Source organism: Deinococcus radiotolerans (assembly GCF_014647435.1).
Classification (GTDB): Bacteria; Deinococcota; Deinococci; order Deinococcales; family Deinococcaceae; genus Deinococcus; species Deinococcus radiotolerans.
In genome coordinates this window covers 24,701-50,127 of sequence record NZ_BMPE01000024.1, presented here as the reverse complement: position 1 = coordinate 50,127, position 25,427 = coordinate 24,701, and the positions used below count along the sequence as shown (strand labels likewise).

22 protein-coding genes, 4 tRNA genes and 1 rRNA gene are annotated in these 25,427 nt (G+C 68.5%); 13 read left to right on the top strand and 14 right to left on the bottom strand.

The window, feature by feature from the left end:
- Positions 1-57: ribosomal RNA gene (locus IEY63_RS20115) — 16S ribosomal RNA — on the top strand; the annotation flags it as partial.
- A gap of 114 nt (positions 58-171) precedes the next feature.
- Here IEY63_RS20115 and IEY63_RS20110 read toward each other — a convergent pair.
- The 4 genes from IEY63_RS20110 to IEY63_RS20095 form a co-directional block, all read right to left on the bottom strand.
- Positions 172-1,278 carry a nitric oxide synthase oxygenase gene (locus IEY63_RS20110; RefSeq protein WP_189070784.1) on the bottom strand — a complete coding sequence of 369 codons (1,107 nt, stop codon included), beginning with the start codon at positions 1,276-1,278 and terminating at the stop codon, positions 172-174.
- 100 nt (positions 1,279-1,378) lie between these two features.
- A tRNA-Arg gene (locus IEY63_RS20105) sits at positions 1,379-1,455 on the bottom strand.
- Positions 1,456-1,486: 31 nt separating this feature from the next.
- Positions 1,487-1,560, bottom strand: a tRNA-Gly gene (locus tag IEY63_RS20100).
- 26 nt (positions 1,561-1,586) lie between these two features.
- Positions 1,587-1,663, bottom strand: a tRNA-Pro gene (locus IEY63_RS20095).
- A gap of 175 nt (positions 1,664-1,838) precedes the next feature.
- On the opposite strand from IEY63_RS20095, the gene mqnP reads away from it, so the two are divergent.
- The 6 genes from mqnP (at position 1,839) to IEY63_RS20065 (ending at position 6,705) form a co-directional block, all read left to right on the top strand.
- Positions 1,839-2,720, top strand: a complete 882-nt coding sequence (gene mqnP, locus IEY63_RS20090) for a menaquinone biosynthesis prenyltransferase MqnP (RefSeq protein ID WP_189070783.1) — start codon at positions 1,839-1,841, stop codon at positions 2,718-2,720.
- Entirely contained in the window at positions 2,702-3,022 is a 321-nt protein-coding gene (locus IEY63_RS20085) for a hypothetical protein (RefSeq protein ID WP_189070782.1), read from the top strand. The genes mqnP and IEY63_RS20085 overlap by 19 nt, the downstream gene beginning before the upstream one ends.
- A gap of 10 nt (positions 3,023-3,032) precedes the next feature.
- A complete protein-coding gene (locus IEY63_RS20080) occupies positions 3,033-3,494 on the top strand; it encodes a hypothetical protein (protein WP_189070781.1) in 462 nt (153 codons plus the stop codon).
- A gap of 175 nt (positions 3,495-3,669) precedes the next feature.
- Complete coding sequence (locus IEY63_RS20075; protein WP_189070780.1) at positions 3,670-4,257, top strand: adenylate/guanylate cyclase domain-containing protein; 588 nt, start codon at positions 3,670-3,672, stop codon at positions 4,255-4,257.
- Between the two features lie 45 nt (positions 4,258-4,302).
- Positions 4,303-4,980, top strand: coding sequence for a response regulator transcription factor (locus IEY63_RS20070; protein ID WP_010887388.1), 678 nt, complete (start codon positions 4,303-4,305; stop codon positions 4,978-4,980).
- 84 nt (positions 4,981-5,064) lie between these two features.
- Positions 5,065-6,705 carry a sensor histidine kinase gene (locus tag IEY63_RS20065; RefSeq protein WP_229784827.1) on the top strand — a complete coding sequence of 547 codons (1,641 nt, stop codon included), beginning with the start codon at positions 5,065-5,067 and terminating at the stop codon, positions 6,703-6,705.
- A 63-nt stretch (positions 6,706-6,768) separates the two neighbouring features.
- On the opposite strand, the gene IEY63_RS20060 is transcribed toward IEY63_RS20065, so the two are convergent.
- The 3 genes from IEY63_RS20060 to IEY63_RS20050 all read right to left on the bottom strand — a co-directional run bounded on the left by IEY63_RS20060 (position 6,769) and on the right by IEY63_RS20050 (position 8,571).
- A complete protein-coding gene (locus tag IEY63_RS20060) occupies positions 6,769-7,674 on the bottom strand; it encodes an ROK family protein (protein ID WP_189070779.1) in 906 nt (301 codons plus the stop codon).
- A 131-nt stretch (positions 7,675-7,805) separates the two neighbouring features.
- The gene (locus IEY63_RS20055) at positions 7,806-8,126 is read right to left on the bottom strand and encodes a hypothetical protein (protein ID WP_189070778.1); all 321 of its coding nucleotides are present in this window, start codon (positions 8,124-8,126) and stop codon (positions 7,806-7,808) included.
- Position 8,127: 1 nt separating this feature from the next.
- Entirely contained in the window at positions 8,128-8,571 is a 444-nt protein-coding gene (locus IEY63_RS20050) for an acyl-CoA thioesterase (RefSeq protein ID WP_189070777.1), read from the bottom strand.
- Positions 8,572-8,653: 82 nt separating this feature from the next.
- Between IEY63_RS20050 and IEY63_RS20045 the strand changes: the two genes are divergently transcribed.
- Positions 8,654-9,031, top strand: a complete 378-nt coding sequence (locus IEY63_RS20045; protein WP_229784826.1) for a cell division protein FtsB — start codon at positions 8,654-8,656, stop codon at positions 9,029-9,031.
- Positions 9,032-9,091: 60 nt separating this feature from the next.
- On the opposite strand, the gene lon is transcribed toward IEY63_RS20045, so the two are convergent.
- From lon to IEY63_RS20020, 5 genes are all read right to left on the bottom strand, one after another.
- Complete coding sequence (gene lon, locus IEY63_RS20040; protein WP_189070775.1) at positions 9,092-11,527, bottom strand: endopeptidase La; 2,436 nt, start codon at positions 11,525-11,527, stop codon at positions 9,092-9,094.
- Positions 11,528-11,665: 138 nt separating this feature from the next.
- Positions 11,666-12,874 carry an ATP-dependent Clp protease ATP-binding subunit ClpX gene (gene clpX / locus IEY63_RS20035; RefSeq protein ID WP_189070774.1) on the bottom strand — a complete coding sequence of 403 codons (1,209 nt, stop codon included), beginning with the start codon at positions 12,872-12,874 and terminating at the stop codon, positions 11,666-11,668.
- Positions 12,871-13,482: an ATP-dependent Clp protease proteolytic subunit gene (gene clpP / locus IEY63_RS20030; protein WP_308425241.1), complete on the bottom strand. Its 612-nt coding sequence runs from the start codon at positions 13,480-13,482 to the stop codon at positions 12,871-12,873. The genes clpX and clpP overlap by 4 nt, the downstream gene beginning before the upstream one ends.
- A 58-nt stretch (positions 13,483-13,540) precedes the next feature.
- Positions 13,541-15,436 carry a hypothetical protein gene (locus tag IEY63_RS20025; protein WP_189070772.1) on the bottom strand — a complete coding sequence of 632 codons (1,896 nt, stop codon included), beginning with the start codon at positions 15,434-15,436 and terminating at the stop codon, positions 13,541-13,543.
- 43 nt (positions 15,437-15,479) lie between these two features.
- Entirely contained in the window at positions 15,480-17,153 is a 1,674-nt protein-coding gene (locus IEY63_RS20020; protein ID WP_189070771.1) for a ribonuclease J, read from the bottom strand.
- A 224-nt stretch (positions 17,154-17,377) separates the two neighbouring features.
- Here IEY63_RS20020 and IEY63_RS20015 point away from each other — a divergent pair, with 224 nt between their 5' ends.
- The 3 genes from IEY63_RS20015 to IEY63_RS20005 are packed head-to-tail and all read left to right on the top strand — an operon-like array spanning position 17,378 to position 20,802.
- Positions 17,378-18,079, top strand: coding sequence for a response regulator transcription factor (locus IEY63_RS20015; protein ID WP_373290944.1), 702 nt, complete (start codon positions 17,378-17,380; stop codon positions 18,077-18,079).
- Positions 18,080-18,082: 3 nt separating this feature from the next.
- Positions 18,083-20,356: a PAS domain-containing sensor histidine kinase gene (locus IEY63_RS20010; protein ID WP_189070769.1), complete on the top strand. Its 2,274-nt coding sequence runs from the start codon at positions 18,083-18,085 to the stop codon at positions 20,354-20,356.
- Positions 20,353-20,802, top strand: coding sequence for a response regulator (locus IEY63_RS20005; RefSeq protein WP_189070768.1), 450 nt, complete (start codon positions 20,353-20,355; stop codon positions 20,800-20,802). The genes IEY63_RS20010 and IEY63_RS20005 overlap by 4 nt, the downstream gene beginning before the upstream one ends.
- Positions 20,803-20,824: 22 nt before the next feature.
- On the opposite strand, the gene IEY63_RS20000 is transcribed toward IEY63_RS20005, so the two are convergent.
- On the bottom strand, positions 20,825-21,832 hold the full coding sequence (locus IEY63_RS20000) for a serine hydrolase domain-containing protein (RefSeq protein WP_189070767.1): 1,008 nt from the start codon (positions 21,830-21,832) through the stop codon (positions 20,825-20,827).
- A 383-nt stretch (positions 21,833-22,215) separates the two neighbouring features.
- Here IEY63_RS20000 and IEY63_RS19995 point away from each other — a divergent pair.
- Positions 22,216-22,291 (top strand) — tRNA-Asp (locus IEY63_RS19995).
- A gap of 223 nt (positions 22,292-22,514) precedes the next feature.
- On the top strand, positions 22,515-24,422 hold the full coding sequence (gene speA, locus IEY63_RS19990) for a biosynthetic arginine decarboxylase (protein WP_189070766.1): 1,908 nt from the start codon (positions 22,515-22,517) through the stop codon (positions 24,420-24,422).
- Between the two features lie 43 nt (positions 24,423-24,465).
- Here speA and IEY63_RS19985 read toward each other — a convergent pair whose 3' ends face one another.
- Positions 24,466-25,416 carry an MBL fold metallo-hydrolase gene (locus tag IEY63_RS19985; protein WP_189070765.1) on the bottom strand — a complete coding sequence of 317 codons (951 nt, stop codon included), beginning with the start codon at positions 25,414-25,416 and terminating at the stop codon, positions 24,466-24,468.
- Positions 25,417-25,427: the final 11 nt, after the last annotated feature.

Here is a 25,427-nt window from a genome sequence, read left to right as displayed (position 1 = left end):
GGGGTGAAGTCGTAACAAGGTAACTGTACCGGAAGGTGCGGTTGGATCACCTCCTTTCTACAGGTCACGTTCATCACACCAGATGCGTTCAAGAGCGCCCCGGACTTCGGTCTGGGGCGCTCTTTTTGTATTTCGGTCCTGCGAACGCCCAGAGTCAGTGGAGTGGCATGTTCAGGAATGGAACGGGCACACGCCGGGCCGGGCCACATGCCAGGGGGGCGTCTGCACCGTGAAATTCGGGCGCTCCTCCACACTCCGGTACGAGCGGCGCCAGACAGGCGTCGTTGCAGGAGACATGGGTGGAATCAGCCAGGACCAGCGGGCGCGCACGGCCCGGCCAGCGCGGCGTTCCTGCTCCTCAAAATGCACGAACTGCGCCGTCACGCCGTGATGATCGGCGATCCGCACCCCGGCCTGGTCGAAAGCATGCAGGACCGCCACGTTCAGTTCCAGCAGCGCCCGGTCCTGCCACAGAGAGCGACGGGAACTCGAGTCCAGCCCCAGCGCGGCTGCCACTGCGGGCAGCAGGTTGTACCGCTCCTCATCGGCCAAGTTGCGCGCGGCGATCTCCGTCTGTAGATACCAGCCGTTGAAGGGGGCACACGAGAAGGTCTGGCCCGCGATGTCCAGCGTCATGTTGCTGATTACGGGCAGGGCGTGCCAGCGGAGGCCCAGCGCGCTGAGTTCCGGGTTCGTGGGGTGTGTGATCACGACCTCCTGCGCGGCGTCAGGCGGCAGGTGGAACAGCGCCACCCGGCCTGCTCCCTCGATCGCCAGGGGCAGGATGTCAAACGCGGTGCCCGGACCGCCAGCCCAGCCCAGGCGCCTTAGATGCTCGGTCAGGTCAGCGTTCTGCGGGTCGCCGATCACCGTGCCGTCCGGCTGACGGTACCCGGCGTAGCGGATCAGCTGATCGTTGTGCACGCGCACGCCGGGCCCGAACACGCTCATGGTGGGCCGGATGCGCCCGCCGTTGAACGCGCCGCGCAGGTGCGAGAGCAGGTGCAGAAAGACCTCTTCCGGCTCAGTCACGTGGCGCAGGTCCCGGACGTCCAGCGTCTTCCAGGGCAGTCGGCCCACGCAGCGGGTGCTGTTGCGCCACGCCACCCGCGCCCCATGAGTCAGTTCCGCCGTGCTGAGGTGCATGTGGCCCGTCCGGCGCACCTCAGCGAGCCGTGCCCGCATGCCGGGCGTGCTGGTCTCAGCGTGGTAGAGCGTCAGGAAGTCCAGGGCTTCGGTCTGCGCAGCTGAGGTGGGGTGGGAACGCGGGGCGGACATCACTGCTCATGCTGCCGCGCCCCGCTGCGCGAAATGTCCCTCTCCCTGAGGATCAGGGGACAGCAAAATCCCCTCCGCCCGGTGGGGGAGGGGTGATGCGTGGCGCGCCCTGCAGGACTCGAACCTGCGACCGACCGCTTAGAAGGCGGTTGCTCTATCCAGCTGAGCTAAGGGCGCATGAAAAAGGGCTCCCGGGGGGGAGCCTTCCTGGAGCGGGATCACGGATTCGAACCGAGGCCAGAAGCTTGGAAGGCTGCTGTGCTACCACTACACCAATCCCGCTGGTGCGTCGTGTCGTCGGGGGGGGGTGGTCGAGGCGACAGGATTCGAACCTGCGACCCCTTGGTCCCAAACCAAGTGCGCTACCGGCCTGCGCTACGCCTCGTGACCGTGTGCTCTCCCGTCGAACGCGCGTTGTGAACTATAGCAGAGTTCAGGTGGGCGTGCGGGGTGTTGTGTGGAGGTGGCAGCGCACGCACATTCTGGTGGTTCGGGGGTGGGGAGCGAGAACGTGGCTGCGCTCCGCCTGGAGGCGCGGCGGGGGCGTATGCTGCGTCATTGTGAGTGGCGTTCGCGTGAAGACGTTCCTGGATCTGGTGAAGTTCGAGCATACGGTGTTCGCCCTGCCCTTCGCGTACGCGGGCATGCTGCTGGCGAGCATGCAGGAGAACGGGACGGGCTGGCCGGGCTGGCACGTGCTGGTGTGGGTGACGGTGGCGATGGCCGCGGCGCGCACGGCTGCAATGGGCGCCAACCGCGTGATTGACCGCTTCATTGACGCGCGCAATCCGCGCACGGCGGGGCGGGAGGTACCGAGCGGGAAGATCAGCCCGGCGCAGGCGTGGGCACTGGTGGTCGTCAGTCTGGTGGTGCTGGTCGTGGCGGCCGCGCAGCTCAATCCCCTGTGCTTGGCGCTGTTGCCGCTGGCCGTGGTGTTCCTGATCGGGTATCCGTACACGAAGCGGTTCACGTGGCTGTGTCACGCGTGGCTGGGCGTGACGGACGGCGCGGCGGCCGCCGGGGGCTGGATTGCGGTGACGGGTGAGTTCGCCCCGCCAGCGTGGGCGCTGTGGGCGGTCGTGATCTTCTGGATGATCGGTCTGGACGTAATCTACGCGACGATGGACCGTGACTTTGACGTGGCGAACGGGATCAGGAGCATCCCGGCGCGCTTCGGGATTCCGCGGGCCCTGCGGATCGCTGCGGTCAGTCACGCGTTGACGTTCGCGCTGCTGCTGCTCGTGGGGGTGCTGACGGGTGCGAGCTTCTGGTATTACCTGGCGGCGCTGGCGATGGGCGGCATCCTGCTGTTCGAGCACCGAATCGTGAATCCGGATGATCTGGCGCGGGTGAACGTGGCCTTCTTCGACGCGAACATGTGGCTGGCGCTGACCATGCTGGTGGGCGTGGTGGTGGACGTGACGTGGCGCACCCTGACCTGACCGGCCCCGGTCCGGAGGGACTGGACTGGATACCGCTGGACGCCGCGCAGGCCTTTGTGGAGGGGGATGAGCGGTGGGCGGCGGTGCTGCTGGCCCGCGCGCGCGACGCCGAGCTGCCGGGCAGTGTGGCGTGGGCCCGGCTGGAGCGCCTGCAGGGGCTGTGCCTGATTCACGTGCAGCGTGAGGTGGAGGGCACGTTCGCGCTGGAGCGGGCTGACGCGCTGCTGGACGCAGCGGGGATCGGGCGGCCGGACCTGGGCACCCTGGAGGCGCGGGGACTGACTGGCGGGCGTGAACGCTAGACTGGCGCGCATGACGGAAGCGGCGCGGGCGGGCGTGACCCTGGAAACCTCGGAGCGGGAATTCGCGGCGCGGTACGCCGGGTTTGCAGCCGAGGGGACGCTCTACCCGGCGCGGGAGGGCAGTCCGCTGCTGGAGTTCGGGGTGGCGGGGCGGGTCCTGTACGTCTTTGACCGCAGCGGTCCGTACGCGGCGCAGCCAGGGCCGGCGCGGCTGGTGGTGCATGGCGTGCTGGAGGACGGGTCCCTGCGGTCCCTGACGGACCGTGAGGACCGCTCCGAGCAGTTGCAGGTGCTGGGTGTGTCGGGCATCGAGGGACACGGGGTGGTGCTGGAGGTCTGGCGGCAGGTGCTGGTGGTGCGGGCGCGCCTGCCGCTAGTGCTGGGGTCGTTTGCGCCGCTGCCTGCTGTGCAGGTCGGGGATACGGTGACCTTCCGGACGGTGCCTCCCCTGCACGGCTTTGTGGTGGTGTAGGCGGCTCTGCTCGCTTCTGGCGGAGTCGATCGGTTGCTTCCAGCGCTCGGTGCCCCCATCTGTGTGTCCCTCGCGGAGTAACGGGTTTTGAATTGCTGTTTAAAACTTCACTTTAACGTCAAAATGAAATAAGCTTCCTTTTCTGCTCATCGTCAATCATCATGAGGTCATCCCCATGAGCGATCAGCTGCTGCCCCTCCCCGGTCCCCAGGACCAGTCGATTCCCGCCTGCATGGTGCTGGTGGATCTGGTCGGCAGCACCCGCATGGCGCAGGCCCTCTCGCTGGGCAGCTACATGACCCTGATGCAGGAGTTCGTACAGGTCATGATCCTCATCATGGAAGCCCGGGGCGGCCAAGTTCTGCAGCATCAGGGCGACGCTGTCCTGGCCTGGTGGCCCGCCGCGCAGGCCGCGCAGGCATGTGAGGCCGCGCAGGAAGCGCATGAGCGCGCCTCACGCCTCGCGGTGGCGACCTACCTGGGTCAGACGCTGCGCCTGCGCGCCGGAATCTCCAGCGGCCCGGTCCTGATGGGCCCCGTCGGTGGTCAGTTGAGTGCCTACGGGCTGCCGGTCAACTACGCCCGCCGCCTGTGTGACGCCGCCGCAACCGGCCAGACCCTCATCTGCGAGGACGTGCGGCGCACCGCACCCCACCTCCCCGTTCAGAGCTGCCCGCCCCTGGCCCTGGCCGGCTTCGGTCCCAGCTGCACGGCCTACCAGCTGCGCGGCACGCACATCGACGCGCGCATGAAAGTTGATTAAGCGCCCAGGACGCCTTCTCATGAGAACGGTCCATAGACTGCTCGCATGGAACGCAAGCCACTGGTCTTAGTCATCGAGGATGAGAAAGACATCGCTCGATTCATCGAACTTGAACTCGCCGCTGAAGGCTACGCCACGGAGGTCGCCTTCGACGGCGTCACCGGTCTGTCCAAATTCCGTGAAGTCAACCCCGACCTCGTCATCCTCGACCTGATGCTCCCTGTCCTCGACGGTCTGGAGGTCGCGCGGCGCATCCGCAAGACCAGCAACACACCCATCATCATCCTAACCGCCAAAGACGGCATTCAGGACAAGGTCGAGGGCCTTGACAGCGGTGCCGACGACTACCTGATCAAGCCGTTCTCCATTGAGGAGCTGCTTGCCCGCGTGCGCGCTCACCTGCGCCGTGTGAACCCCGCCGTGACCGGTGAAGTCCGCGTGGCCGACCTGGTCATGAACTTGGATGGCCGTGAGATCTTCCGCGGCGGCCGCCGGGTGGAACTCTCGGCCAAGGAGTTCGAACTGCTCGAACTGCTCGCCCGCAACCCGGGCAAGGTCTTCTCCCGCTTCGAGATCGAGGAGAAGGTCTGGCCCGAGTACACCGGTGGGAGCAACGTCGTGGATGTGTACATCGGGTACCTGCGCCGCAAGCTGGAAGAGGGCGGGGAGCGCCGCCTGATTCACACGGTGCGCGGCGTGGGCTACGTGCTGCGCGAGGAGTAACCGCTCTGTGCCCGGGGGTGTGTCCCTCATGCGCCGGGCCTCTAGACTGCCCGGCATGATCCGAGAGACCCACCGGAGTGCCGCGTGACGCTGCGCTGGCGCCTCACGCTGTTCTACACGGCGCTGCTGGCCTTCCTGCTGACCGGGGTGGGCGTCATCACGCTGTACATGATGCGCGTCAACCTGATCAGTGGCCTGGACAGCGAACTGAACAACACCTACAAGCAGTTCGTGACCTACCTGATCAAACCCATCGGTCCGAACGATGAGACCACCCTGCCTACTGACAAGCAGCAGCAGGGCGCGCAGAGCAGCGGTGCGTTCAACAAGATCGGTAACGAGATCGGTCAGGCAAAACTGTTGGCCCGCTATTACTTTCCGAATTCCAGTCTGGCGGTCGAGGACCTGACCTTCTACAGCCGCCAGAGCCTGATTGATGATCTGGCCAGCGCCCAGACGGATGACGCGCGCGGGCAGCTGTTCCTGAATCTGAAGGTGCTGCGCGAGCAGACGCGCCGCTCGCTGGCCGTGGACATCCAGCGGCCTATCACCCTGACGGACGGCGAGATGGAACGCCTGATCGACGCCACCGACGGCCGCCTGTACCTCAACCGCCTGATAGCCGACGCGCCCAACCGCGAACCCGTCCTGATGCGTCTGCTAGTTGTGCTGGGCCCGCTGACCACCACGGAACCCACCCGAGACCCCGCGCTGGGCAGCCTGCAGGCCGAGCCCTCGCTGGGGATCGTGTACGTGGCCCGCAGCCTGAGCACCGTGCAGGCCACGCTGGACGACCTGCGGCAGGTGGTGATGCTGCTGTTCCTGACGGGACTGGCGACCGCCGGGACAGGCGCATACCTGCTGGCCGGGCAGGCGCTGCTGCCCCTCAGGCGCGTGCAGCGCGCTGCGGAACGCATCGGCGGGCAGAACCTGACCGAGCGTGTGCCCGTCCCGCAGACGGGGGACGAGGTGGAATCCCTGGCGACCGCGCTGAACGCCATGCTGGGCCGCCTGGAAGGCAGCTTTGAGGCGCAGCGGCGCTTCACCAGTGACGCCAGCCACGAACTGCGCACGCCGGTCACGGCCATCAGCGGGCACGCCAGTTACCTGCTGCGCCGCACGAACCCCACCGGGCAGCAGCAAGAGAGCCTGAAGATCATTCAGAGTGAATCTGAACGCCTGACCAACCTGATCGCCAGCCTGCTGCAACTGGCCCGCTCGGACAGCGGAGCCCTGACCCTGCAGCGCGGACCGATCCTCTCGGCCCTGTTCCTGTCGGACATCGTGCGGGAGCTCGCGCCGCTGGCGCAGGCACAGCACACCACCCTGACCAGCGCCGGAGAGGATGTGCCGTTCGAGGGCGATGCCGACCGCCTGAAACAGGTGCTGATCAACCTGGTCAGCAACGCCCTGAAGGCGGGCGCGCAGACCGTCACGCTGCGCAGCGAGCGCGCCGGGCCGGAGGTTCGCCTGAGCGTGCAGGATGACGGCCCGGGCATTCCAGAGGGGCAGCTGGAGCGTCTCTTCGACCGCTTCTATCGCCTGGAGGACAGCCGCAGCCGTGACCAGGGGGGCGCGGGGCTGGGGCTGAGCATCGCGCGGGGCATTGTGGACGCCCACGGGGGGCGCATCTGGCTGGACAGCGAGGTCGGCCGGGGCACCACCGCCCACGTGCAGCTGCCCATCGGGAACGTCCCGGAACTGGACCTGGACGACGTCCCGTGAACGAGGCGGCGGGCCGCCGGACAGTCCTGCCCTGGCGGCCCGCAGAGCCCTGATCCTGGACTGTTACCCGTGGCGGGCGGCGAGCGCCGCGCCGATCACGCCGGCGTTCCCGGCCAGCTGCGCGCGGCGGATCGTGACCGGCGCGAAGCCCTGCGCGTACTCGTCCGCGGCGGCCTGCACCCCGTGGAAGAAGTAATCCCCCACGCTGGCCACGCCCCCGCCCAGCACGAACACTTCCGGGTCGATGGTCTTCTGCAGGTCCGCCAGCGCAATGCCGATGTGCCGCAGCGCCTGCCCCACCACGCGCCGCGCGGCCGGGTGGCCCTGCTGCGCCAGTTGGAAGGCCTCGGCTGTGCTCACGTCGCGGTTCAGGGCGAAACTGGCGTCCCGGGCGATGGCGGTGCCGCTCGCCACGGCCTCCAGGGCGCCGTCCAGGCCCGCGCCGCTGACCGGGCCGCCCGGCAGGGCCGTGATGTGCCCGATCTCCCCGGCAATGCCGTGCCGGCCGCGCCAGATGCGGCCGTTCAGGACGATGCCGCTGCCGATGCCGGTGCTGACCGTCACGTAGATGCTGCTCTCGGCGCCGCGCGCGGCGCCCAGGTGCGCCTCGGCCAGCGCGGCGGCTTTCGCGTCATTTTCCAGGACGACGCGCTGCCCCAGGCGGTCACGCAGGCCGTCCACCATGGGCACGTCCGTGAAGCCGTAGATGTTCGGCGCGAACTTCACGCGGGTGCGGTCCGCGTTCAGCGGGCCAGGGATGCCCACGCCGATCAGGCGGGCTTCCGGGTACTGATCCTGCAGGCGGCGTACCTCACCTGCAACGGCGTCGAGCACGCTTTCCCAGCCGGTGTCCGGGGTGGGGATCACGTGGGGGCTGTGCAGTTCGTCGCCGCGCAGGACGCCGCTGGCGATCTTGGTGCCGCCCACGTCAATGCCGATGCTGAGGGGTTCGATGGAAGGGTTGGTCATGGGACCTCCGAAAGAAGTGAAAGGAGAAAAGGAAAGCACACGCCGAACAGGAAGCGCTTCCAGACGAGGAGCTGAACGCGAAATCACGCCGGAACCGGCCGTTCCGGGCGGGGGAGACCTGTCCCTGCAATTTACCCCGCCTGACCCCCACCCGCCCCCGCGTCCTCTGCACGGGTCGCGCCCTCCAGGTCCTCCTCATCTAGGCCCAGCAGCGAGAGCGCCTCGGGCAGCTGCACCTCCGGCACGTACAGCCCCACGTCCCCCATGTACCCGCCGGTCTCGATCTCAATCACCGGGCTGCCCATCGACCACTGAAAGGGCGTGCGCACCACGCTCACCACCCCGCCGTCCGACAGGGTGCGGCGCCAGCCCTCGGCCAGTAGGCGCGGCAGCGTATCCACCCGCACCCACGGGTCCCCCTGGTACAGCACGCGGTCCTCGAAGGCCGCCATCTCAGCGCACGCTCCGGTGCGCGACCCGCGCGGCGAAATCCTCCGGCAGCGCGCGCGGCGCACCCTGCTCATCCACCCGCACCTGCACCGAACGCGCGAACGCGCACGGCACCCCGTCCGCCAGGATCAGCGCCACGCTCGTCCAGCTGGTGCGGCCCACCCGCTCCACCAGCGTCTCCACCGTCACCTCCTGCCCCTGCCGGATGTCACGCACGTAATCGATCTCCAGCCGCGCCAGTACCGAGCGGTCGTCAGCCCCGCCGCCCACCTCGCGGCCCAGGGCCATGCGCCCCACCTCCAGGAATTCCGCGTAGCGGGCGTTGTTCACGTGCCCCATGGCGTCCAGGTCCCCGTAGCGCAGCTGAATGACGGACCGGCTCGCGTCCCCCCAGTTCAGCGCCGGAAGGCGCGAGGTGGCGGGCGTGACAGCAGAAGACTGACTCATGCGGCCCAGTCTAGTCGCACCAGCCCCAGGCTGGCCGCGCCTTCCCACCTGCCCGTCACGGGCGGACGCTATGCTGCGCGGCGTGACCGACCTGCCCCCCCCACCACCGCCCCGGCGCGACTGGTGGCGGCGCCTGCAACGCCTGCCGCTGAGCATGATGATCGCCAGCGCCCTGCTGGCCCTGGGCATCGTGCAGCTGACCTTCCAGCTGGGCCATAGCCTGTACCGCACCAGCACCTGGACCCGCGACACCCAGGCCACGCAGGCACGCACCCGTGAACTGGAACGCGACATCGAGGAGTTGCAGGACGCCGTGAAGTACACGCAGACGCCGGAGCACCTGCAGGAACTGGCCCGCTGCCTGGGCTACGTGGGCGTGAAGGAGAAGAAGATCGTGGCCCTCAACGCCCCGACCGTGGACCGCCCCACAGAGATCTGCAAGACCCTGCGGGTTCCATAGCAGGAGGCAGGCGCGGCGCTGCGGGACTGATGCCCGCGCGCCGCGCCTGCCTGCTCTGGTTTACGCGCCGGGCTGCGTGGCGCTCTTGCTCATGGGCACCGGGATGTTGCCCTTCTCGCCCTGCGGCTTGGGCAGCAGCAGGAGGTCCAGCACCTGACCCACCCGCTCGAAGGTGTGGATGCGCAGCTCACCGCGGATGCTCTCGGGCACGTCCTGGAGGTTCGGCTCGTTGTCCTTGGGCACGATCACCTCACGGATGCCGCCCTGGTGCGCGGCCAGCAGCTTCTCCTTCACGCCACCGATGGGCAGCACGCGCCCGCGCAGGCTGATCTCGCCAGTCATGGCGACGTCCATGCGGACCGGGCGCCCGGTGATGGCGCTGATGACGGCCGTGGCAATCGTGATGCCCGCGCTGGGGCCGTCCTTGGGCGTGGCGCCGTCCGGGAAGTGCACGTGCAGGTCCATGGTCTTGTGGAAGTCAGGGTCCGCGCCGTACTCGGCGGCGTGGGCGCGCAGGTACGCGATGGCCGCGCCCACGCTCTCCTTCATCACGTCCCCCAGCGAGCCGGTCATGACGATCTTGCCGCTGCCGGGGGTGGCGAGCGCCTCCACGAGCAGCATGGTCCCGCCCACGCTGGTCCAGGCGAGGCCCTGCGCGACGCCCACCTGGGGTTCTTTCTCCATCTTGTCCGGGCGGTGCAGCGGCACGCCCAGGTAGTCGGGCACCTGCGCCGCGTCGATGACCTTCACGCCCTCCCAGGGGCTTTCGAGCAGTTCACGCGCGGCCTTACGGGCCAGCTTGCTCACCTGACGGTCCAGGTTGCGCACGCCGCTCTCGGCGGTGTACTCCTCAACGATGCGGTTCAGCGCGGCGTCCGTGACCTCCAGGCGGCCAGTCAGGCCGTGCGCCTTGATCTGCCGGGGCACGCGGTAGCGCTTGGCAATCTCGACCTTCTCGACCTGGGTGTAGCCGGGGATGTTGATGATCTCCATGCGGTCCAGCAGGGGCCGGGGGATGGTCTGGAGGCTGTTGGCGGTCGTGATGAACATGACCTGCGACAGGTCGTACGGCACTTCCAGGTAGTGGTCCTGGAAGGTGTGGTTCTGCTCGGGGTCGAGCACTTCCAGCATGGCGCTGCTGGGGTCGCCGCGCCAGTCGCTGCTCATCTTGTCGATCTCGTCGAGCAGGATCACGGGGTTCGTCACGCCCGCGTTCTTCATCGCCTGGATGATCCGACCCGGCATCGAGCCGATGTACGTGCGGCGGTGCCCGCGGATCTCGGCCTCGTCGCGCACGCCGCCCAGCGCCATGCGCACGAACTTGCGGTTCAGCGACCGGGCGATGCTCTTGCCCAGGCTGGTCTTGCCGACCCCGGGAGGGCCCACGAGAACCAGGATCGGGGCGCGCAGCTCGGCGTCATCGGTGCGTTCCTCGGCAGTGCGTTCCTTGCGGGCCTCCTCGGTCTCCTCGGGCTTTTGGGTCAGCTGACGCACGGCCAGGAATTCCAGGATGCGGTCCTTCACGTCGCCCAGCGCGTAGTGGTCGGCGTCGAGGATCTCGCGGGTGCGGGCGATGTCGAGGATCTCCTCGTCGCGCTTGCTCCAGGGCACGTCCACGAGCCAGTCAATGTAGTTGCGCACGACGGTGCTCTCGGGGCTGCCGCCGGGCGTGCGTTCCAGACGCTGGAGTTCCTTGAGGGCCTTGTCCTTGACGCTGTCGGGCATGCCCGCGCCCTCAATCTTCTCGCGCAGCGCCTCGACCTCGGCCGGGCCGTCCTCGCCGCCGCCGAGTTCCTTGCCGATGGCCTTCATCTGCTCGCGCAGGTAGTACTCGCGCTGGTTGGCGTCCATCTGCTCCTTGACACGCCCCGCGATCTTCTTGTCCATGTTGAAACGCTCGGTGTCGCGCGACAGGAACTTCAGGGTCGCCTCCAGCCGCTCGCGCAGGCCCACGGCCGAGAGGATCTCCTGCTTCTCCTCAGGCGTCCAGGTGGCGTGGTGCGCCACCTGATCGGCCAGCGCGCCGCCGTCCGTCAGGGCCTTGATGCCCTCCAGCTGGTAGTTATCCAGGCGCAGGTTCTTGTTCTGGCGCTGGTACTCCTCGAAGGCCGACTTGATCTCGCCCATCAGGACCTGCACTTCACGGCTCTCATCGGCCGGGGCGGGGCGGGTCTCGGCGCGCACGCGCATGTAGGCGCTGGGCACCTCGTCCAGCACGGCGGCGCGTTCCTGCGCCTCGATCAGCACCTGGTAGGTGTTGTCGGGCATGCGCACGACCTGCTTGATGACGGCCAGGACGCCCATGTCAAACAGTTCAGCGCGGGTGGGGTCATCGGTGCGCGCGTCGCGCTGGGTGAGCAGCAGGACGCGGCGGTCGCTGGCCTGCGCTTCATCCACGGCGCGTTTGCTCTTGGGGCGGCCCACGTCGACGTTCATGGTGACGCCGGGCAGGATCACGATATTTCTCAGTGCGACGACGGGAAGTTCCCAGATCATGCTTGCTCCTTAACGGCCGCGCGCTGGGCGCGGGAATACTTGAGTGTATCGCGGGGGGTCATGAGACGACACCCCCGCACGGTGTCCCCAAAGTGTAGGGACTGGTGCGGGGGCGTGCTGTAACCTCTATCGCTATGCTCAGGCAGACTTCTTGAGTCCCTTCGACTCAAGGAGCGCCATCGGGGCGTCAATGTGCGCCGCGTCAAACCGCAGCTCCTTCAGGCCCTCCACCGGCAGCTCGAACAGCAGGTCCGTCATGGCCTTCTCCAGCACGGCCCGCAGGCCACGCGCCCCGGTCTTGCGATCGCGCGCCCGGTGCGCCACCTCACGCAGCGCCTCATCCGTGAAGGTCAGGTCCACGTCCTGGAACCCGAACAGCGCCTGGTACTGCGTAGCAATCGCACCCTGCGGCTCGGTCAGGATGCGCACCAGCGCCTCCTCATCCAGATCCTGAAGCTGCACCACCAGCGGCAGGCGCCCCACGAACTCCGGAATCAGCCCGAACTTCACGAGATCCTCCGGCAGGAACCGCAACTCGTCCTTCTCGTCGCCCTTGTGCTCCGCGCCGAAGCCCACCGCGCGCACGTTAGTGCGGCTGCGGCCAATGTCCGCGATGCCGTCGAACGCGCCGCCCACGATGAACAGGATGTTCTTCGTGTTCACCTGCACGAGTTCCTGCTGCGGGTGCTTACGGCCCCCCTGCGGCGGCACCTGCGCGACCGTGCCCTCGATGATCTTCAGCAGCGCCTGCTGCACACCCTCACCCGACACGTCCCGGGTGATGCTGGTGCCCTCGGACTTGCGGGCGATCTTGTCGATCTCATCGATGTAGATGATGCCGCGCTCAGCGGCCGCCACGTCATACTCGGCGGCCTGAAGCAGCCGCACGATCACGTTCTCCACGTCGTCGCCCACGTACCCGGCCTCGGTCAGGGTGGTCGCGTCGGCAATGGCGAAGGGCACCTCCAGCATCTCCGCGAGGCTGGATGCCAGCAGCGTCTTCCCGGTCCCGGTCGGCCCGATCAGGAGGATGTTGCTCTTCTGCAGGTTCACGTCCGGGTGCGCCAGCCGCTGGTAGTGACTGACGACCGCCACCGCCAGCGCCTTCTTCGCCTCGTCCTGACCGATCACGAACTCGTCCAGGTACGCCTTGATCTCGCGCGGCGTGGGCAGCTCGTCCAGGCTGAACTCCGCGCCGCCCTTCGTGCGGTTCTGCTTCACCAGCTCGTGCGCCCGCTCAGTGCACTCGTTGCAGATGAACGCCGCGCGCCCCGGCGCCTCGATCAGCTGCGCGATCTGCGGATGCTGCCGCCCGCAGAACGAGCAGCGGTCCCCTCCCTTCGTCATACGCTCGCCTCCTGCGCGCGCGTGCGGTCCACCACGCTGTCAATCAGACCGTACTTCATGGCCTCCTCAGGCGACATGAAGTAGTCACGCTCCATATCCCGCATCAGCTTGTCGTGCGGCAGGCTGGTGTGCTCGTGGTAGATGCTCACCAGCTTGTCGCGCAGGTGCAGCACCTCCTTGGCCTGCACCTCCAGGTCCGGGGTGTTCCCACGGAAGCCCGCCGAGCCCTGATGAATCATGATCCGGCTGTTCGGCAGCGCCATGCGCTTGCCCTTGTCCCCGGCCATCAGCAGCACGCTGCCCATGCTCATCGCAATGCCGACGCAGATCGTCGACACGGGCGCCTTGATGTAGCGCATGGTGTCGTAGATCGCCAGGCCCGCGTACACCTCACCGCCAGGGCAGTTGATGTACATCTGAATCTCCTGCTCCGGATTCTGGGAATCCAGCAGCAGCAGCTGCGCCACGATGGTATTCGCCATCTGCGACTCGATCGGCGTGCCCACAAAAATAATCCGGTCCTTGAGCAGGCGGGAGTAAATGTCGTACATCCGCTCGCCGCGCCCGGTCTGCTCGATCACGTAGGGAATCACGCTCATGACAGCGATTATCGCACGGGCGAGGAATACGAACGTAGGCGAACCCTGACTTCACCCGGGTGCCCACCTACTTGAGGGCGTCCGCCACCAGCTGCGCGACCCGTAACCGCCGCTCGTTCTCAGAGAGGCCCTCGGTGTTGGCCAGCTCCGTGAACTTCTGCGAGAAGTCCTCCGGGAGGTTCACGTACTTGACCATCTTCTCGCCCACCCGGTACGCCTGACTCAGGCGGACGATCACGCGCCGCGTGCCGATCTGATAATGACCAGGCGCGAAGACCTCCGGCGCCACCACCCGGCCGAACGCCAGCGCATCTTTCAGCATGGCCAGCCCCTTCCCGGGATCGACCTCCTCGTGATTCGCCAGGGCCTGCGTGACCCCCACGGCGTTCCTGGTGCCCTCAACCACCCGTTTCGATGCCTCCAGAACCTCGCTGGCCGCGCCCTTGGCGGCCACGCCACTGCCGAACTCCAGCAGGTTCACGGCGACATCCGCGGCCGCCGCCGTGTTGTCCTCAGCCCGGTTGTACTGATCGGCGGCCCGCATGGCCGCTGAGCCTGCGGACAGCAGCGCCGTCGCCACGCCCATCGGTGCGGAGATGAGTGGAATCAGCGCCAGCAGCGCCGTCACCCGCGCCACCTGATCAAGGTTGTCCGCCCCCAGGGCCAGCTCAGACGCGCCCTTCTGAAGCGTGCCCGACAGGTCCGCGTGCCCCTCGACCTCGAAGCGGAGCGTGCCGTGACCGTACGGGGAATTCTGCGCGTACTCCTGAATGGCGGTCATGAACGACCCGTACACGTCGTCCGGTTGCTCGAACGGGCGGCCGCTGTACGCACGGATGCGGTCGGCATCCTGCGGGGTGTTCATGGGTGGCAGCTCCACAAGTCGGACGAACCGCTCCTGACCCCGCCGGATGATCGCCATGAACAGGCGCAGGTGCACCTCCTGACCATCGTTCTGGCTCAGCACAGCATGAACGCGCGTGACATCCCGGTCGCTGCTGGCCGCGTCATGGCCCATCCCGGGGAAGATGTTGGGCAAATCGACGGCCTTGCGTAACGCAGCCGACTTGGCATCCACGGGTGATTTACCGGGGTTGATGAATGCGGCGTTGTCGGCGTTCTGCTCCGGGATCAGCTGTAATTCCTCTTCCAGCGAGCCCAGCGGCAGTTCTTCCCGGTGGCGGCCAAGGAGGGCACGGGTGTACTCCTCGGCGCGGGATACCGTGAACTGATACTCATCGCGGGCCACGACCGTCTCGCGCGCTGCACCGACCGGGACCCTGTCCTCGGCGGCCTGCTCGGTGCTTCCATGCACCCGGGTCTGCACCGAACCGTCCGGCCTGGTCTCATCGAAGCGGTACCAGGGGCCACCGACGTGCGGGTTTGATGGGTGCGCTTCGTCCAGCGCTGGCCTAGGCGTTCTGCTGTTGCCCCTGGCCTCAGCTGGCGGAAAGCGCAGGTGTGGTGTGCCCGGCAGTTGCGCGCGAGTGCCAGTGGCCGCCGCGTCGGCCTTCGCCTGAAAGGCGTGCGGGGCGTCTTTCTGCACCAGCGTGCATTCCATGACGTACCGGCCGGGGGCCAGGCCGGCGTCCACTGTGTACTTCGGGCCGGTGCCGCTCTTCACGGTCTCGAACGCTGCACCTGTGTCACGTTTCAGGGTCCAGTGGCAGTCGGTCTGACGGGGGCCGGTCGTCTTTCCCGTCCACACGGCCGCCCCAAACTGTGCGGTCTGGTGCGTTCCCAGGTGGTGCCCGTGTCCGGGGAGGATCGTCACGCGCCAGTGCCCCTGCGCCCGTCCGTCCAGCGCTGAGGGCTGCGCCGCCCTGCCCCCGGTGCCGGCGTCCCTCAGCTGCCGCGCGATCTCCAGGGGTGGGCGGCTGGCGGGGGCCGGCCCGGCTGGTGTCGGCGCAGGTGGTGTGGGCGTCTGACTGCGCGGCGCCTTGCGTTCCCGGGGTGTGAACATGGCCCGCATCCTACAGGGCGCGGGCCATGAGGTGACCGGAAGGTCAGTCGACGATGAGGGGAATCAGGACGGGGTTGCGGCCCGTGACCTTGCGCACGAAGCGGCGCACGGCGCCGTACATGTCGTCGCGGACATCCTCAAGGCGTTTCTTCTCGCGCAGGCCCTGTTCGATGGCGTCCAGGGCGACCTTGCGGATCTGGGCGTCGAGTTCGCGGTTGGCGCGCACGAAGCCGCGCGAGACGATCTCCACGTGCGGGGTGGGGTGCAGGACGGCGGTCATGATCAGGATGCCTTCCTGGCTCATGTTCACGCGGTCGAGCAGCACGTCGTCGCCGATGTCACCGACGCCCAGGCCGTCCACGTAGACAGCGCCGGCGGGCACGGTGCCCGTGACCTTGAAGTCGTCCTGGCTGACGCGCACGACGTCGCCGTTGCGGGCGATCAGGGTGCGTTTGGGCGGGCGGGGGAGGGTCTGGGCGAGGCGGGCGTGGTTGATCTGGTGGCGGGGTTCGCCGTGCCAGGGGAGGAAGAACTTGGGCCGCGCGAGGTTCAGGACCGTGGCGAGTTCCTCCTGGCTGCCGTGCCCGGAGGCGTGCACGCGGTAGTTCGGGGGGTAGTAGACGTCCACGCCGATCTCGTACAGGCGGTTGATGACGAGGTTCACGGCTTCCTCGTTGCCGGGGATGGGGTTGCTGCTCAGGATGACGCTGTCGCCGCGGCGCAGGGCGATCTTGGCGTGGTTGCCGAAGGCCAGGCGGGACAGGACGCTCATGGGCTGGCCCTGGCTGCCGGTGCAGACGTACAGCACCTGCTGGTCCTGCAGGCTGCCGACCTCGTCGCTGGCCAGGAACGGTTCAGGCAGTTCCATGTACCCGAGCGTCTGCGCGACCTGCGCGTACTTGATCATGCTGCGGCCTTCCATGACCACGCGGCGGCGCTGGCGGTGCGCGATGTTGATGACGTTCTGCACGCGGTGCACGTTCGACGCGAAGGTCGTGAGGAACACGCGGCCCTTCAGGCCCGAGATCAGCGTTTCGAGGTTGCGGGCCACGTCGGCCTCGCTGGACGTGCGGCCCTGACGTTCGGCGTTCGTGGAGTCGCTCAGGAGCAGCATGACGCCGTCCTTGCCGGCCTGCTCGATGCGGGCGAGGTCGCTGAGTTTGCCGTCGCTGGGTTCCTCGTCCAGTTTGAAGTCCCCGGTGTGCATGACGACCCCGGCGGGCGTGGTGAGCAGATACCCGGCGTTGTCGGGGATGGAGTGGGTCATGCGGAAGAACTCGACCTGGAAGTGCGTGCCGATCTTCACCGTCTCGCTCAGGTCCACCTCGCGCAGGTCGACCTCGCCGTCCTTGATGCCGAACTCGGAGAGTTTCTCGCGGACCAGGCCCAGGGTCAGGCCCGCGCCGTACACGGGCACGCGGGGCAATCTGGGCAGGATGTACGGCAGGCCGCCGATGTGGTCCTCGTGCCCGTGCGTGAGGATCCAGCCCTTGATCAGTCCGGCGTGCTGCTGGAGGTAGTCGATGCGGGGGATGATCAGGTCGATGCCCATCTGGTGGCTGTCGGGGAACGCGAGGCCCGCGTCGACGACCATGATCTCGTCCTCGTAGCGGTACGCGGTGATGTTCTTGCCGATCTCGCCCATCCCGCCGAGGGGGATGACTTCAAGGTGCGGGGCCGCGCCCTCGGGGCGGGTGGCCTTGCTGGGGTTGCTCATGGGGGGCTCCGTGAAACCTGCGCCTGGGCAGGATGTGAGAGAAGGCGGGGGCCAGGGAATACGGCCTGAGTGGGTGGGTTGTGTCGCCCGGAAGTGGCCGCCAGGGGCAGGCCATGCGGAGCGAAGTCCGTTCAACGTAGCACACCGCGCCGCGCCTGCTATACCCCGCAGCTGACGCGGAGGTCATTTCTGTGTCTTCAAGCGCTTTAGATCAAGAAACGATCATGAAGGTCCTTCAGGCGCAGGCGTATCATGAAGGCGTGACCCCGCAACGCATTCTCATCATCGAGGACGACCTGGACATTGCGAACGTCCTGCGCATGGACCTGACCGACGCCGGTTTTGAAGTCGACCACGCCGACTCCGCCATGAACGGCCTGATCAAGGCCCGCGAGGAGCAGCCCACCCTGATCCTGCTGGACCTGGGCCTGCCGGACTTCGACGGCGGCGACGTCGTGCAGCGCCTGCGCAAGAACAGCAGCGTGCCGATCATCGTCCTGACCGCCCGCGACACCGTGGACGAGAAGGTGCGCCTGCTGGGCCTGGGCGCCGACGACTACCTGATCAAGCCCTTCCACCCGGACGAACTGCTCGCCCGCGTGAAGGTGCAGCTGCGCCAGCGCACCACCGAGAGCCTCACCATGGGCGACCTGAACCTAGACCCGCAAAAGCGCCTCGTGACCTTCAAGGGCGACGAGCTGCGCCTCTCGCCCAAGGAGTTCGACATCCTGGCCCTCCTGATCCGCCAGCCGGGCCGCGTGTACTCCCGCCACGAGATCGGTCAGGACATCTGGCAGGGCCGTCTGCCCGAGGGCAGCAACGTCGTGGACGTCCACATGGCCAACCTGCGTGCCAAGCTGCGCGACCTGGACGGCTACGGGCTGCTGCGCACCGTCCGAGGCGTCGGGTACGCCCTGCGCGGCTAAGCGGTGACCCCGCCTGAAGCGGGCGCCCCGTTCCACGGCGTGGACGCCCAGGCGCTGCTCAGCGCGCTGCCCGACCCGGTCGCACTGTTCCGCCCGGACGGGCAGGTGACCCTGAACCGCGCCGCGCAGGCGCGCGTGCACCAGCACTCCCCGAGTGGCGACTGGATGGCGCTGTTCCACGCGGGCAGCGTCCCCCCGATCCGCGACGCGGTGCAGGCCGCGCTGAGCGGCGAGACGCGGCAGGTCACGGTGCAGGTCGTTGATACGGTCGCGCCGGGCCTGTTGACCGTCGCGCCCACCGAGGACGGCGCACTGCTGCACCTGCACGTGGCCCGCGACCCCCTGGAGGTCGCGCTGGAACTCATGGACGGCATGGGCCTGGGCATGACCGTGCAGGCTCCAGACACCCGCATCCTGCTCACGAACGACGCGGCCGCGCGCATCCTGGGCATGACCCAGGAGCAGCTTCTGGGCCGCGACTCCATGCACCCCGAGTGGCGCGCCGTCCACCCCGACGGCACGGACTTTCCCGGCGAGACGCACCCGAGCGTGCAGGCGCTGCGGACCCTGCAGGTGCAGCGCGACGTGCCCATGGGCGTGTACCACCCCGGCGAGGCCACGTGGCGCTGGTTGCAGGTGACGGCCATTCCGCGCCGCGCGCCCGGTGCCTCGCAGGCCAAGCAGGTCACGACGGTGTTCGCCGACGTCACCGAACGCCAGCAGATGCAGGCCGAGGTGCGCCGCAGCGAACGCCGCTTCCGTTCCCTGGTGGAAGCCACCACGCAGATCGTGTGGAACACCGATCCCGCCGGGTCACTCCAGCCGCCCCAGGCGCCCTGGGAGGCCTTCACCGGCCAGACGCCTGACGAGTACCGGGGCGCCGGGTGGCTGGACGCCGTCCATCCTGACGACCGGGCGGGCGCCATCAGCGACTGGCAGCGCGCCCTGGAAACCGGCACGCTGTACACCACCGAGTACCGCCTGCGCCGCGCGGACGGCGCGTACGTGCCCATGCTGACCCGCGGCGTGCCCATCCTGGACGAGCGGGGGCAGCTGCTGGAGTGGCTGGGCACCAACACGGACCTGAGCGCCATCCGCGAGGCCGAGCAGGCCCTCAAGGTCCTGAACGCCGAGCTGGAAGCGCGCGTGCAGACCCGCACCGAGGACCTCTCGCGCGTCACGCGTTTCAGCACGCTGCTCCTCACGGCCGCCGGAGAGAGCATCTTCGGGCTGGACGCGCGCGGCGTGACCACCTTCGCGAACCCCGCCGCGGCCCGCATGCTGGGCTACAGCATCGAGAGCATGATCGGCCAGGAGCAGCACGCGCTGGTCCACCACCACCACGAGGACGGCACCCCCTACGCCCTGAGTGACTGCCCGATCCACCAGACGCTGCGGGACGGGCAGACGCGCCGGGTGGAGCGGGACGTCATGTGGCACGCCCAGGGGAACCCCGTGCCGGTCGCGTACGTCGTGACGGCCACCCACGACACCGCCGGCGCGGTCAACGGGGCGGTCATCATGGTGCAGGACATCACCGAGCGCGTGCGCGCCCAGGCGCAACTGCAGGACCTGATCACGGACCTCGAGCGCAGCAACCAGGACCTCGAGCAGTTCGCGTACGTCGCCAGTCACGATCTGCAAGAACCCCTGCGGACCATCGGCAGCTACACCGAACTGCTCGCCCGGCGCTACCAGGGCCAGCTGGACCCACGCGCGGACCAGTACCTGCACTTCATGCAGGACGCCGTGACCCGCATGCGCAGCCTCATCCAGGACCTGCTGGGTTTCGCCCGCCTGAGCCGCACCGACCTGATCTTCGAGCCCGTCTCGCTGGACGAGCTGATGCAGGCCGCGCGGCAGAACGTGCAGGGCACCCTGACCTCCGGCGGCAGCCAGCTGAGCTGGGATACCCCGGACGAGGTGTGGGGGCAGTCGTCCCTGCTGACGCAGCTGCTCACGAACCTGGTCAGCAACGGCCTGAAATTCCACCGGCCCGGCGAGACCGCCCAGGTGCACGTCACGTCCCGCCGCGAGGGGGACACCGTACACATCAGCGTGCGCGACAACGGCATCGGGATTGCGCCGGAATACCACGCGCGGATCTTCGAGATCTTCCAGCGGTTGCACCGCCGCGACACCTACGCCGGGAACGGCATGGGCCTGGCCATCTGCCGTAAAATCGCGGAGCACCACGGTGGACGCATCTGGATCGAGTCTGCCCCTGACCAGGGCAGCACCTTCCACCTGACCCTGCCCGCGGTGCCCACCCCATGACGCACAAGACTGACCCGCCCACCATCGAGATCCTGCTCGTCGAGGACAACGAACCCGACGTGCTGCTCACCCTGGAAGCCTTCGAGGACGCCCGGGTGCCCAACCGCATGCACGTCGCTCGGGACGGCGTGGAAGCCCTGCGCTTCCTGCGGCGCGAGGGCGAGCATGCCGAGGCGCCCCGCCCGGACGTGATCCTGATGGACATCAACATGCCCCGCAAGACCGGGCTGGAAGTCCTGGCGGAAGTCAAGGCTGACCCCTCACTGCGCAGCATTCCCGTCGTGATGCTCACCACCAGTCAGGCCGAGGACGACGTGCGCTCCTCGTACGAGCGCCACGCCAGCGGGTACGTGGTCAAACCCGTGGGCTTCGAGAACTTCCTGGGCGCCATCCGCGCGTTCGAGGCCTTCTGGATGACCTTCGTGCGCTTCCCGCCGCGCTCCTGAACGCCCGCCCACGCGTGGGCGCTCAGGACAGCAGCGCCTGAAGGAGCGCCGGGACCGCCGCCCGCCCGCCGGCCAGGGGCACCCCGCCACGCGCCAGGACCACCACCACCGCGCCGGACTCCAGCCCCACGCCCAGGCCGCTGCGGGTCCCGCGCGCCACACCGTCATGCCAGCGCACGCCACCCGGCAGCGCGCCGCGCGCGAACCAGCCGGGCCCCACCCCGTCCACACCCGGCGGGAGGCCCGGCACGCGCCGCGCGTCCCGCCAGTCCTCCCCCAGTTCACCTCGCAGCAGCGCCTGCCCGAACTCCAGGAGGTCCGCCGCCCCCCCGAACAGCCCGCCCGCCCCCACCAGCGGCCCGAACGCCGTCACGCGCGGCGCCGTGAGCAGCCCCGCGCCCGGCAGGATCACCCCGGGCGGCGCGGCGGGCGTCACGTGCAGGCCCAGCGGGCCCGTCACCTCGCGCCGCAGCGCCCGCGCGTACCCGTCCGCGCTGAACGCCTCACCCGCCGCGAACGCGCACGCCAGCCCCAGCAGGCCCGCCCCCAGGTTCGAGTACCCAAAGCGGCCCCCGGGACGCGCCCAGCGGCGCACGCTGCCCACCACCCCCGCCGGCGTCATCGGCCCGTACGGATCGTGAAAGTGCGTGAAGGTCGTGACCCCCACCCGCGCCGGGTGCAGCGGCACGCCCGCCGTATGGGTCGCCAGCGTCCACGCGCTCACGTGGCGCGGCACGCCCCGCAGCGGCCCCCCCAGCGCCGCCAGGGGCGCGTGCCAGTCCAGCGCCCCACGCCGCACCAGCGCGCCCGCCAGCGCCGCCGTGAACGGCTTGCTGACACTCGCCAGTTCGAACACGCCGTCCGGCGGCGTTCCCCCCACACCCAGCACACGCGCGCCCGACCCGCGGGCGGCCCCCACGACGCCCCCCTGCGCGAGGGCCGCCCGCAGCAGGCGCCGCGCGCCCCCCAGATCGCGGTCCAGCACGCCTTCCAGTTCACGCAGCGCCGCCCGCAGAGGATCCCGGAACATACCCCGCAGCGTAGCCCGCCGCGCCAGGAGCGCGGCGCGGCAAAGTCTTCACGTTCAGACCGCCTGGCCCTCGGCGCACCAGGCCGAGCCGACGCCCTAGAGCTGACGCGGTGGGACATCAGGCCGACCCGGAGCGCTGAAGTCGGGCGGCATCACTGGAGGGCGGTGTCCCCCGGGTCCTGCTGGACGCCGCTCGGCCTGCCCGTGAAGGAGTGAAGAGCGCACAGCCTGGCCTCCACCGCACGAGGCGGCGCGGGTGGCCTCCGGGCAGGGAGGCACGTCCCGCCGCGCTGTGAGGGAAGCCCGCCGGGACCGCGTGGTGCTGGCCGCTGGGCGTGCACCGCTTGACAAGCGCGCCGCGCCCCGGTAACCTTCTCTCCGCTGGTCCGGTAGTGTAGCGGTTAGCATATCTGCCTGTCACGCAGAAGGTCGCGGGTTCAAATCCCGTCCGGACCGCCAGAGAAGAGGAAGCGCACGGTGCAACGCCGCTGCGCTTCTTCTCTTTTCATTCATGGGATGTTTCTCCCCTGGAACGTGAAGGGCCGAATGAGGACCGGAAATACACGCGGGCGCGCCGGTTTGCCGTATCATGCGCCCGGTTTCGCACGGCGTCCGCGAGCTGCGCTCTGCTCCGAACCCCGCGCACGGCGAGCCTATCCCCACCGGAGGAGGACGCCCCTCAATGACGACCCCAGCAAGTTTTTCCACCACTGACGCCGCCGAACTGTACCAGGTGCCCAACTGGTCGGGCGGGTGGTTCCGCGTGTCCGACAAGGGCCAGGTGGAGGTCACCCCCACCCCCGGCCTGCACGCTCCCCTGCGCGCCATCGTGGACGAGATCGTCGACCGGGGCGAGAGCCTGCCCGTCATCCTGCGCTTCCCGCAGGTGATCACTGGCCGCGTGAAGCACCTGAACGAGGCGTTCGGGAAGGCCATCGCCGAGTACGGCTACACCAGCCACTACCAGGGCGTGTTCCCGATCAAGGTCAACCAGCGCCGCGTGGTCGTCGAGAGCATCGCCGCCGCCGGGTACGACTACGCGCACGGCCTGGAGGCCGGCAGCAAGGCCGAACTCGCGCTGTGCCTCGCACAGCGCATGCACCCCGACGCGCTGCTGTGCTGCAACGGCTTCAAGGACGACGGGTTCATCAAGCTGGCCCTGTGGGGCCGCACGCTCGGCAAGAACGTCGTCATTACCATCGAGAAGTACAGCGAACTGGACCGCATCCTGAAGCAGGCCAAGGCGCTCGGCGTGCGCCCCGCGATCGGCGTGCGCTTCAAACTGCACGCGCGCGGCAGCGGCCAGTGGGAGGAGTCCGGCGGGGATCAGGCGAAGTTCGGCCTGAACGCCTACGAACTCCTGCGGGTCGTCGAACGCCTGAAAGAGGAAGACATGCTGGACAGTCTGGTCATGCTGCACACCCACATCGGGTCGCAGATCACCGACATCCGCCGCGTGAAGGTCGCCGTGCGTGAAGCCACGCAGACGTACGCGGGACTGATCGCCGCTGGCGCGCAGCTGAAGTACCTGAACGTCGGCGGCGGCCTGGGCGTCGACTACGACGGGTCGAAAACCACCTTCTACGCCAGCATGAACTACACCGTGCAGGAGTACTCCGCGGACGTCGTGTACACCGTGCAGGAAACCTGCAAGGCCAGAGGGGTCCCCGAACCCGTGATCGTCAGCGAGTCCGGCCGCGCCCTGACCGCGCACCACGCTGTGCTGATCCTCCCGGTCGTAGACGTCACCGGCCCCACCCGCGACCTCGAAGACCTCGCGCCCGCCGACGAGAACAGCCACCAGATCGTCAAGGACATGGAAGACATCCTGGCGAACATCACCGCCCGGAACTACCGCGAGTCCTACAACGACGCCGTGGGCGACAAGCAGACCCTGCACAACCTCTTCGACCTGGGCTACGTCACCCTGCCCGACCGGGCGCGCGGCGAGGCGCTGTTCAACGCCATCCTGCGCAAGGTCGCCAAACTCATCCAGAACGAGAAGTACGTCCCCGACGAGCTGGAGGACCTCCAGAAGGTGCTGGCCGACAAGTACATCTGCAACTTCAGCCTGTTCCAGAGCCTGCCGGACAACTGGGCCATCCAGGCGCTGTTCCCGATCGTGCCGCTGGACCGCCTGAACGAGAAACCCACCCGGCAGGCCACCCTGGTCGACATCACCTGCGACAGCGACGGCAAGATCGAGAAATTCATCGACCTGCGCGATGTAAAAGCCACCCTGCCCCTGCACGAGCCCGGCGACAAGCCGTACTACCTGGGCGTGTTCCTGATGGGCGCGTACCAAGACGTGCTGGGCAGCGCCCATAACCTCTTCGGGAAGGTCAGCGAGGCGCACGTCACCCTGCGCCCCGGCGGCCGTTTCCACATTGACCTGTTCGTGCGCGGCCAGAAAGCGCGGCGCATGATCGAGTCCATGGGCTACGAGGAACCCATGCTGCGCGACAGCATCGAGGATCAGGCCGACGCCGCCATCAAGAACGGCATCCTGACCAATGAGCAGGAGCACGAACTCCTCGAGGACTACGGCGAGGAACTCCTGGGGTACACGTACCTCGAATACGAGAACTGAGCAGGGTACCAGCGGCGGCCAGGAGGCGATTCCTGGCCGCCCTTCAGTGCAGCAGGCGCCGCGCCTGCCAGAGCAGCCACGCGGCTGCCACGCCCCCCAGCGCGCCCAGCACGATAGGCCGCAGCGGGTCCGGATCCCCCCGCTGCGCCGCGTGCACCGGCACCGGATGCCCCAAGTACCACCCGCGCGCCGGCCGTCCCCGCGCCTCGAACTGGGCGGCCAGTGCCGACAGCTGCTCGCGCAGCGGCTCGCCCGCCATCGGGTGCCCGTGCCCGGTCGCCGCCAGCGCCGGGTTCAGCGCCTCCAGGCCACGTACCGACGCGGCTGCCGCCTCCCAGTTCGGCGTGTAATACGCCGGTGGGCGGCGCACCTCCGTCACCGCGTTCAGCAGCGCCCCGGTCGCCGTCTCCTGCCGGGTTGTCACGAACGCGTCGCCCGCCACCAGCGTCCGGTCCGCCGCCCGCCACAGTGACACGTGACCGCTGGTGTGCCCCGGCGTGTGCAGCCACCGCCACCCCGGCGCGCCCGGCACCGACCCATCCTGCGGCAGGGGCCGCACGTGCGGCCGGAAATCAAACGGCCCGGGCAGAAATGCCGGGGACAGGGCGCTCATCACGCCGCCCACCGTCGGGTCCGGGAACGGGTACGGCGCCACGCCCATCAGGTGCGGCAGCTCCAGCGGGTGCGCGTACACCGGCACGTCCCACGCCGCCAGCAGGTCCGCCAGCGCCCCCACGTGATCCAAGTGCCCGTGCGTCAGCACGATCAGCTCCGGCGGCCGGTCCCCATGCACCGCCCGGGCCGCCCGGCGGATCAGGCCCGCCGTACCCGGCATCCCGGCATCCACCAGCACCCACGGCCCGCCCGGCTCGCCCAGCAGGAACGCGTTCACCATCGGCAGGCGCACCCGCACCAGGTCCGCCCGGAGTGTCTGCGTGCCCCCGAACGACGATACCGGAGGATGTTGGGGCGCGGGCGGCGTCACGGCAGTCATCCCCGAGCTTA

What these genes read in the sequence shown, in the direction of transcription:
- IEY63_RS20070 (WP_010887388.1), top strand. Translation starts at nt 4,303, where the DNA reads ATGGAACGCAAGCCACTGGTCTTAGTCATCGAGGATGAGAAAGACATC.
- IEY63_RS20080 (WP_189070781.1), top strand. Translation starts at nt 3,033, where the DNA reads ATGACGGAAGCGGCGCGGGCGGGCGTGACCCTGGAAACCTCGGAGCGG.
- IEY63_RS20020 (WP_189070771.1), bottom strand. Translation starts at nt 17,153, where the DNA reads ATGAGCAACCCCAGCAAGGCCACCCGCCCCGAGGGCGCGGCCCCGCAC.
- lon (WP_189070775.1), bottom strand. Translation starts at nt 11,527, where the DNA reads ATGATCTGGGAACTTCCCGTCGTCGCACTGAGAAATATCGTGATCCTG.
- IEY63_RS20000 (WP_189070767.1), bottom strand. Translation starts at nt 21,832, where the DNA reads ATGTTCCGGGATCCTCTGCGGGCGGCGCTGCGTGAACTGGAAGGCGTG.
- IEY63_RS19985 (WP_189070765.1), bottom strand. Translation starts at nt 25,416, where the DNA reads ATGACTGCCGTGACGCCGCCCGCGCCCCAACATCCTCCGGTATCGTCG.
- IEY63_RS20015 (WP_373290944.1), top strand. Translation starts at nt 17,378, where the DNA reads ATGAAGGTCCTTCAGGCGCAGGCGTATCATGAAGGCGTGACCCCGCAA.
- IEY63_RS20005 (WP_189070768.1), top strand. Translation starts at nt 20,353, where the DNA reads ATGACGCACAAGACTGACCCGCCCACCATCGAGATCCTGCTCGTCGAG.
- IEY63_RS20110 (WP_189070784.1), bottom strand. Translation starts at nt 1,278, where the DNA reads ATGTCCGCCCCGCGTTCCCACCCCACCTCAGCTGCGCAGACCGAAGCC.
- IEY63_RS20050 (WP_189070777.1), bottom strand. Translation starts at nt 8,571, where the DNA reads ATGAGTCAGTCTTCTGCTGTCACGCCCGCCACCTCGCGCCTTCCGGCG.
- IEY63_RS20075 (WP_189070780.1), top strand. Translation starts at nt 3,670, where the DNA reads ATGAGCGATCAGCTGCTGCCCCTCCCCGGTCCCCAGGACCAGTCGATT.
- speA (WP_189070766.1), top strand. Translation starts at nt 22,515, where the DNA reads ATGACGACCCCAGCAAGTTTTTCCACCACTGACGCCGCCGAACTGTAC.
- clpX (WP_189070774.1), bottom strand. Translation starts at nt 12,874, where the DNA reads ATGACGAAGGGAGGGGACCGCTGCTCGTTCTGCGGGCGGCAGCATCCG.
- IEY63_RS20055 (WP_189070778.1), bottom strand. Translation starts at nt 8,126, where the DNA reads ATGGCGGCCTTCGAGGACCGCGTGCTGTACCAGGGGGACCCGTGGGTG.
- IEY63_RS20025 (WP_189070772.1), bottom strand. Translation starts at nt 15,436, where the DNA reads ATGTTCACACCCCGGGAACGCAAGGCGCCGCGCAGTCAGACGCCCACA.
- IEY63_RS20060 (WP_189070779.1), bottom strand. Translation starts at nt 7,674, where the DNA reads ATGACCAACCCTTCCATCGAACCCCTCAGCATCGGCATTGACGTGGGC.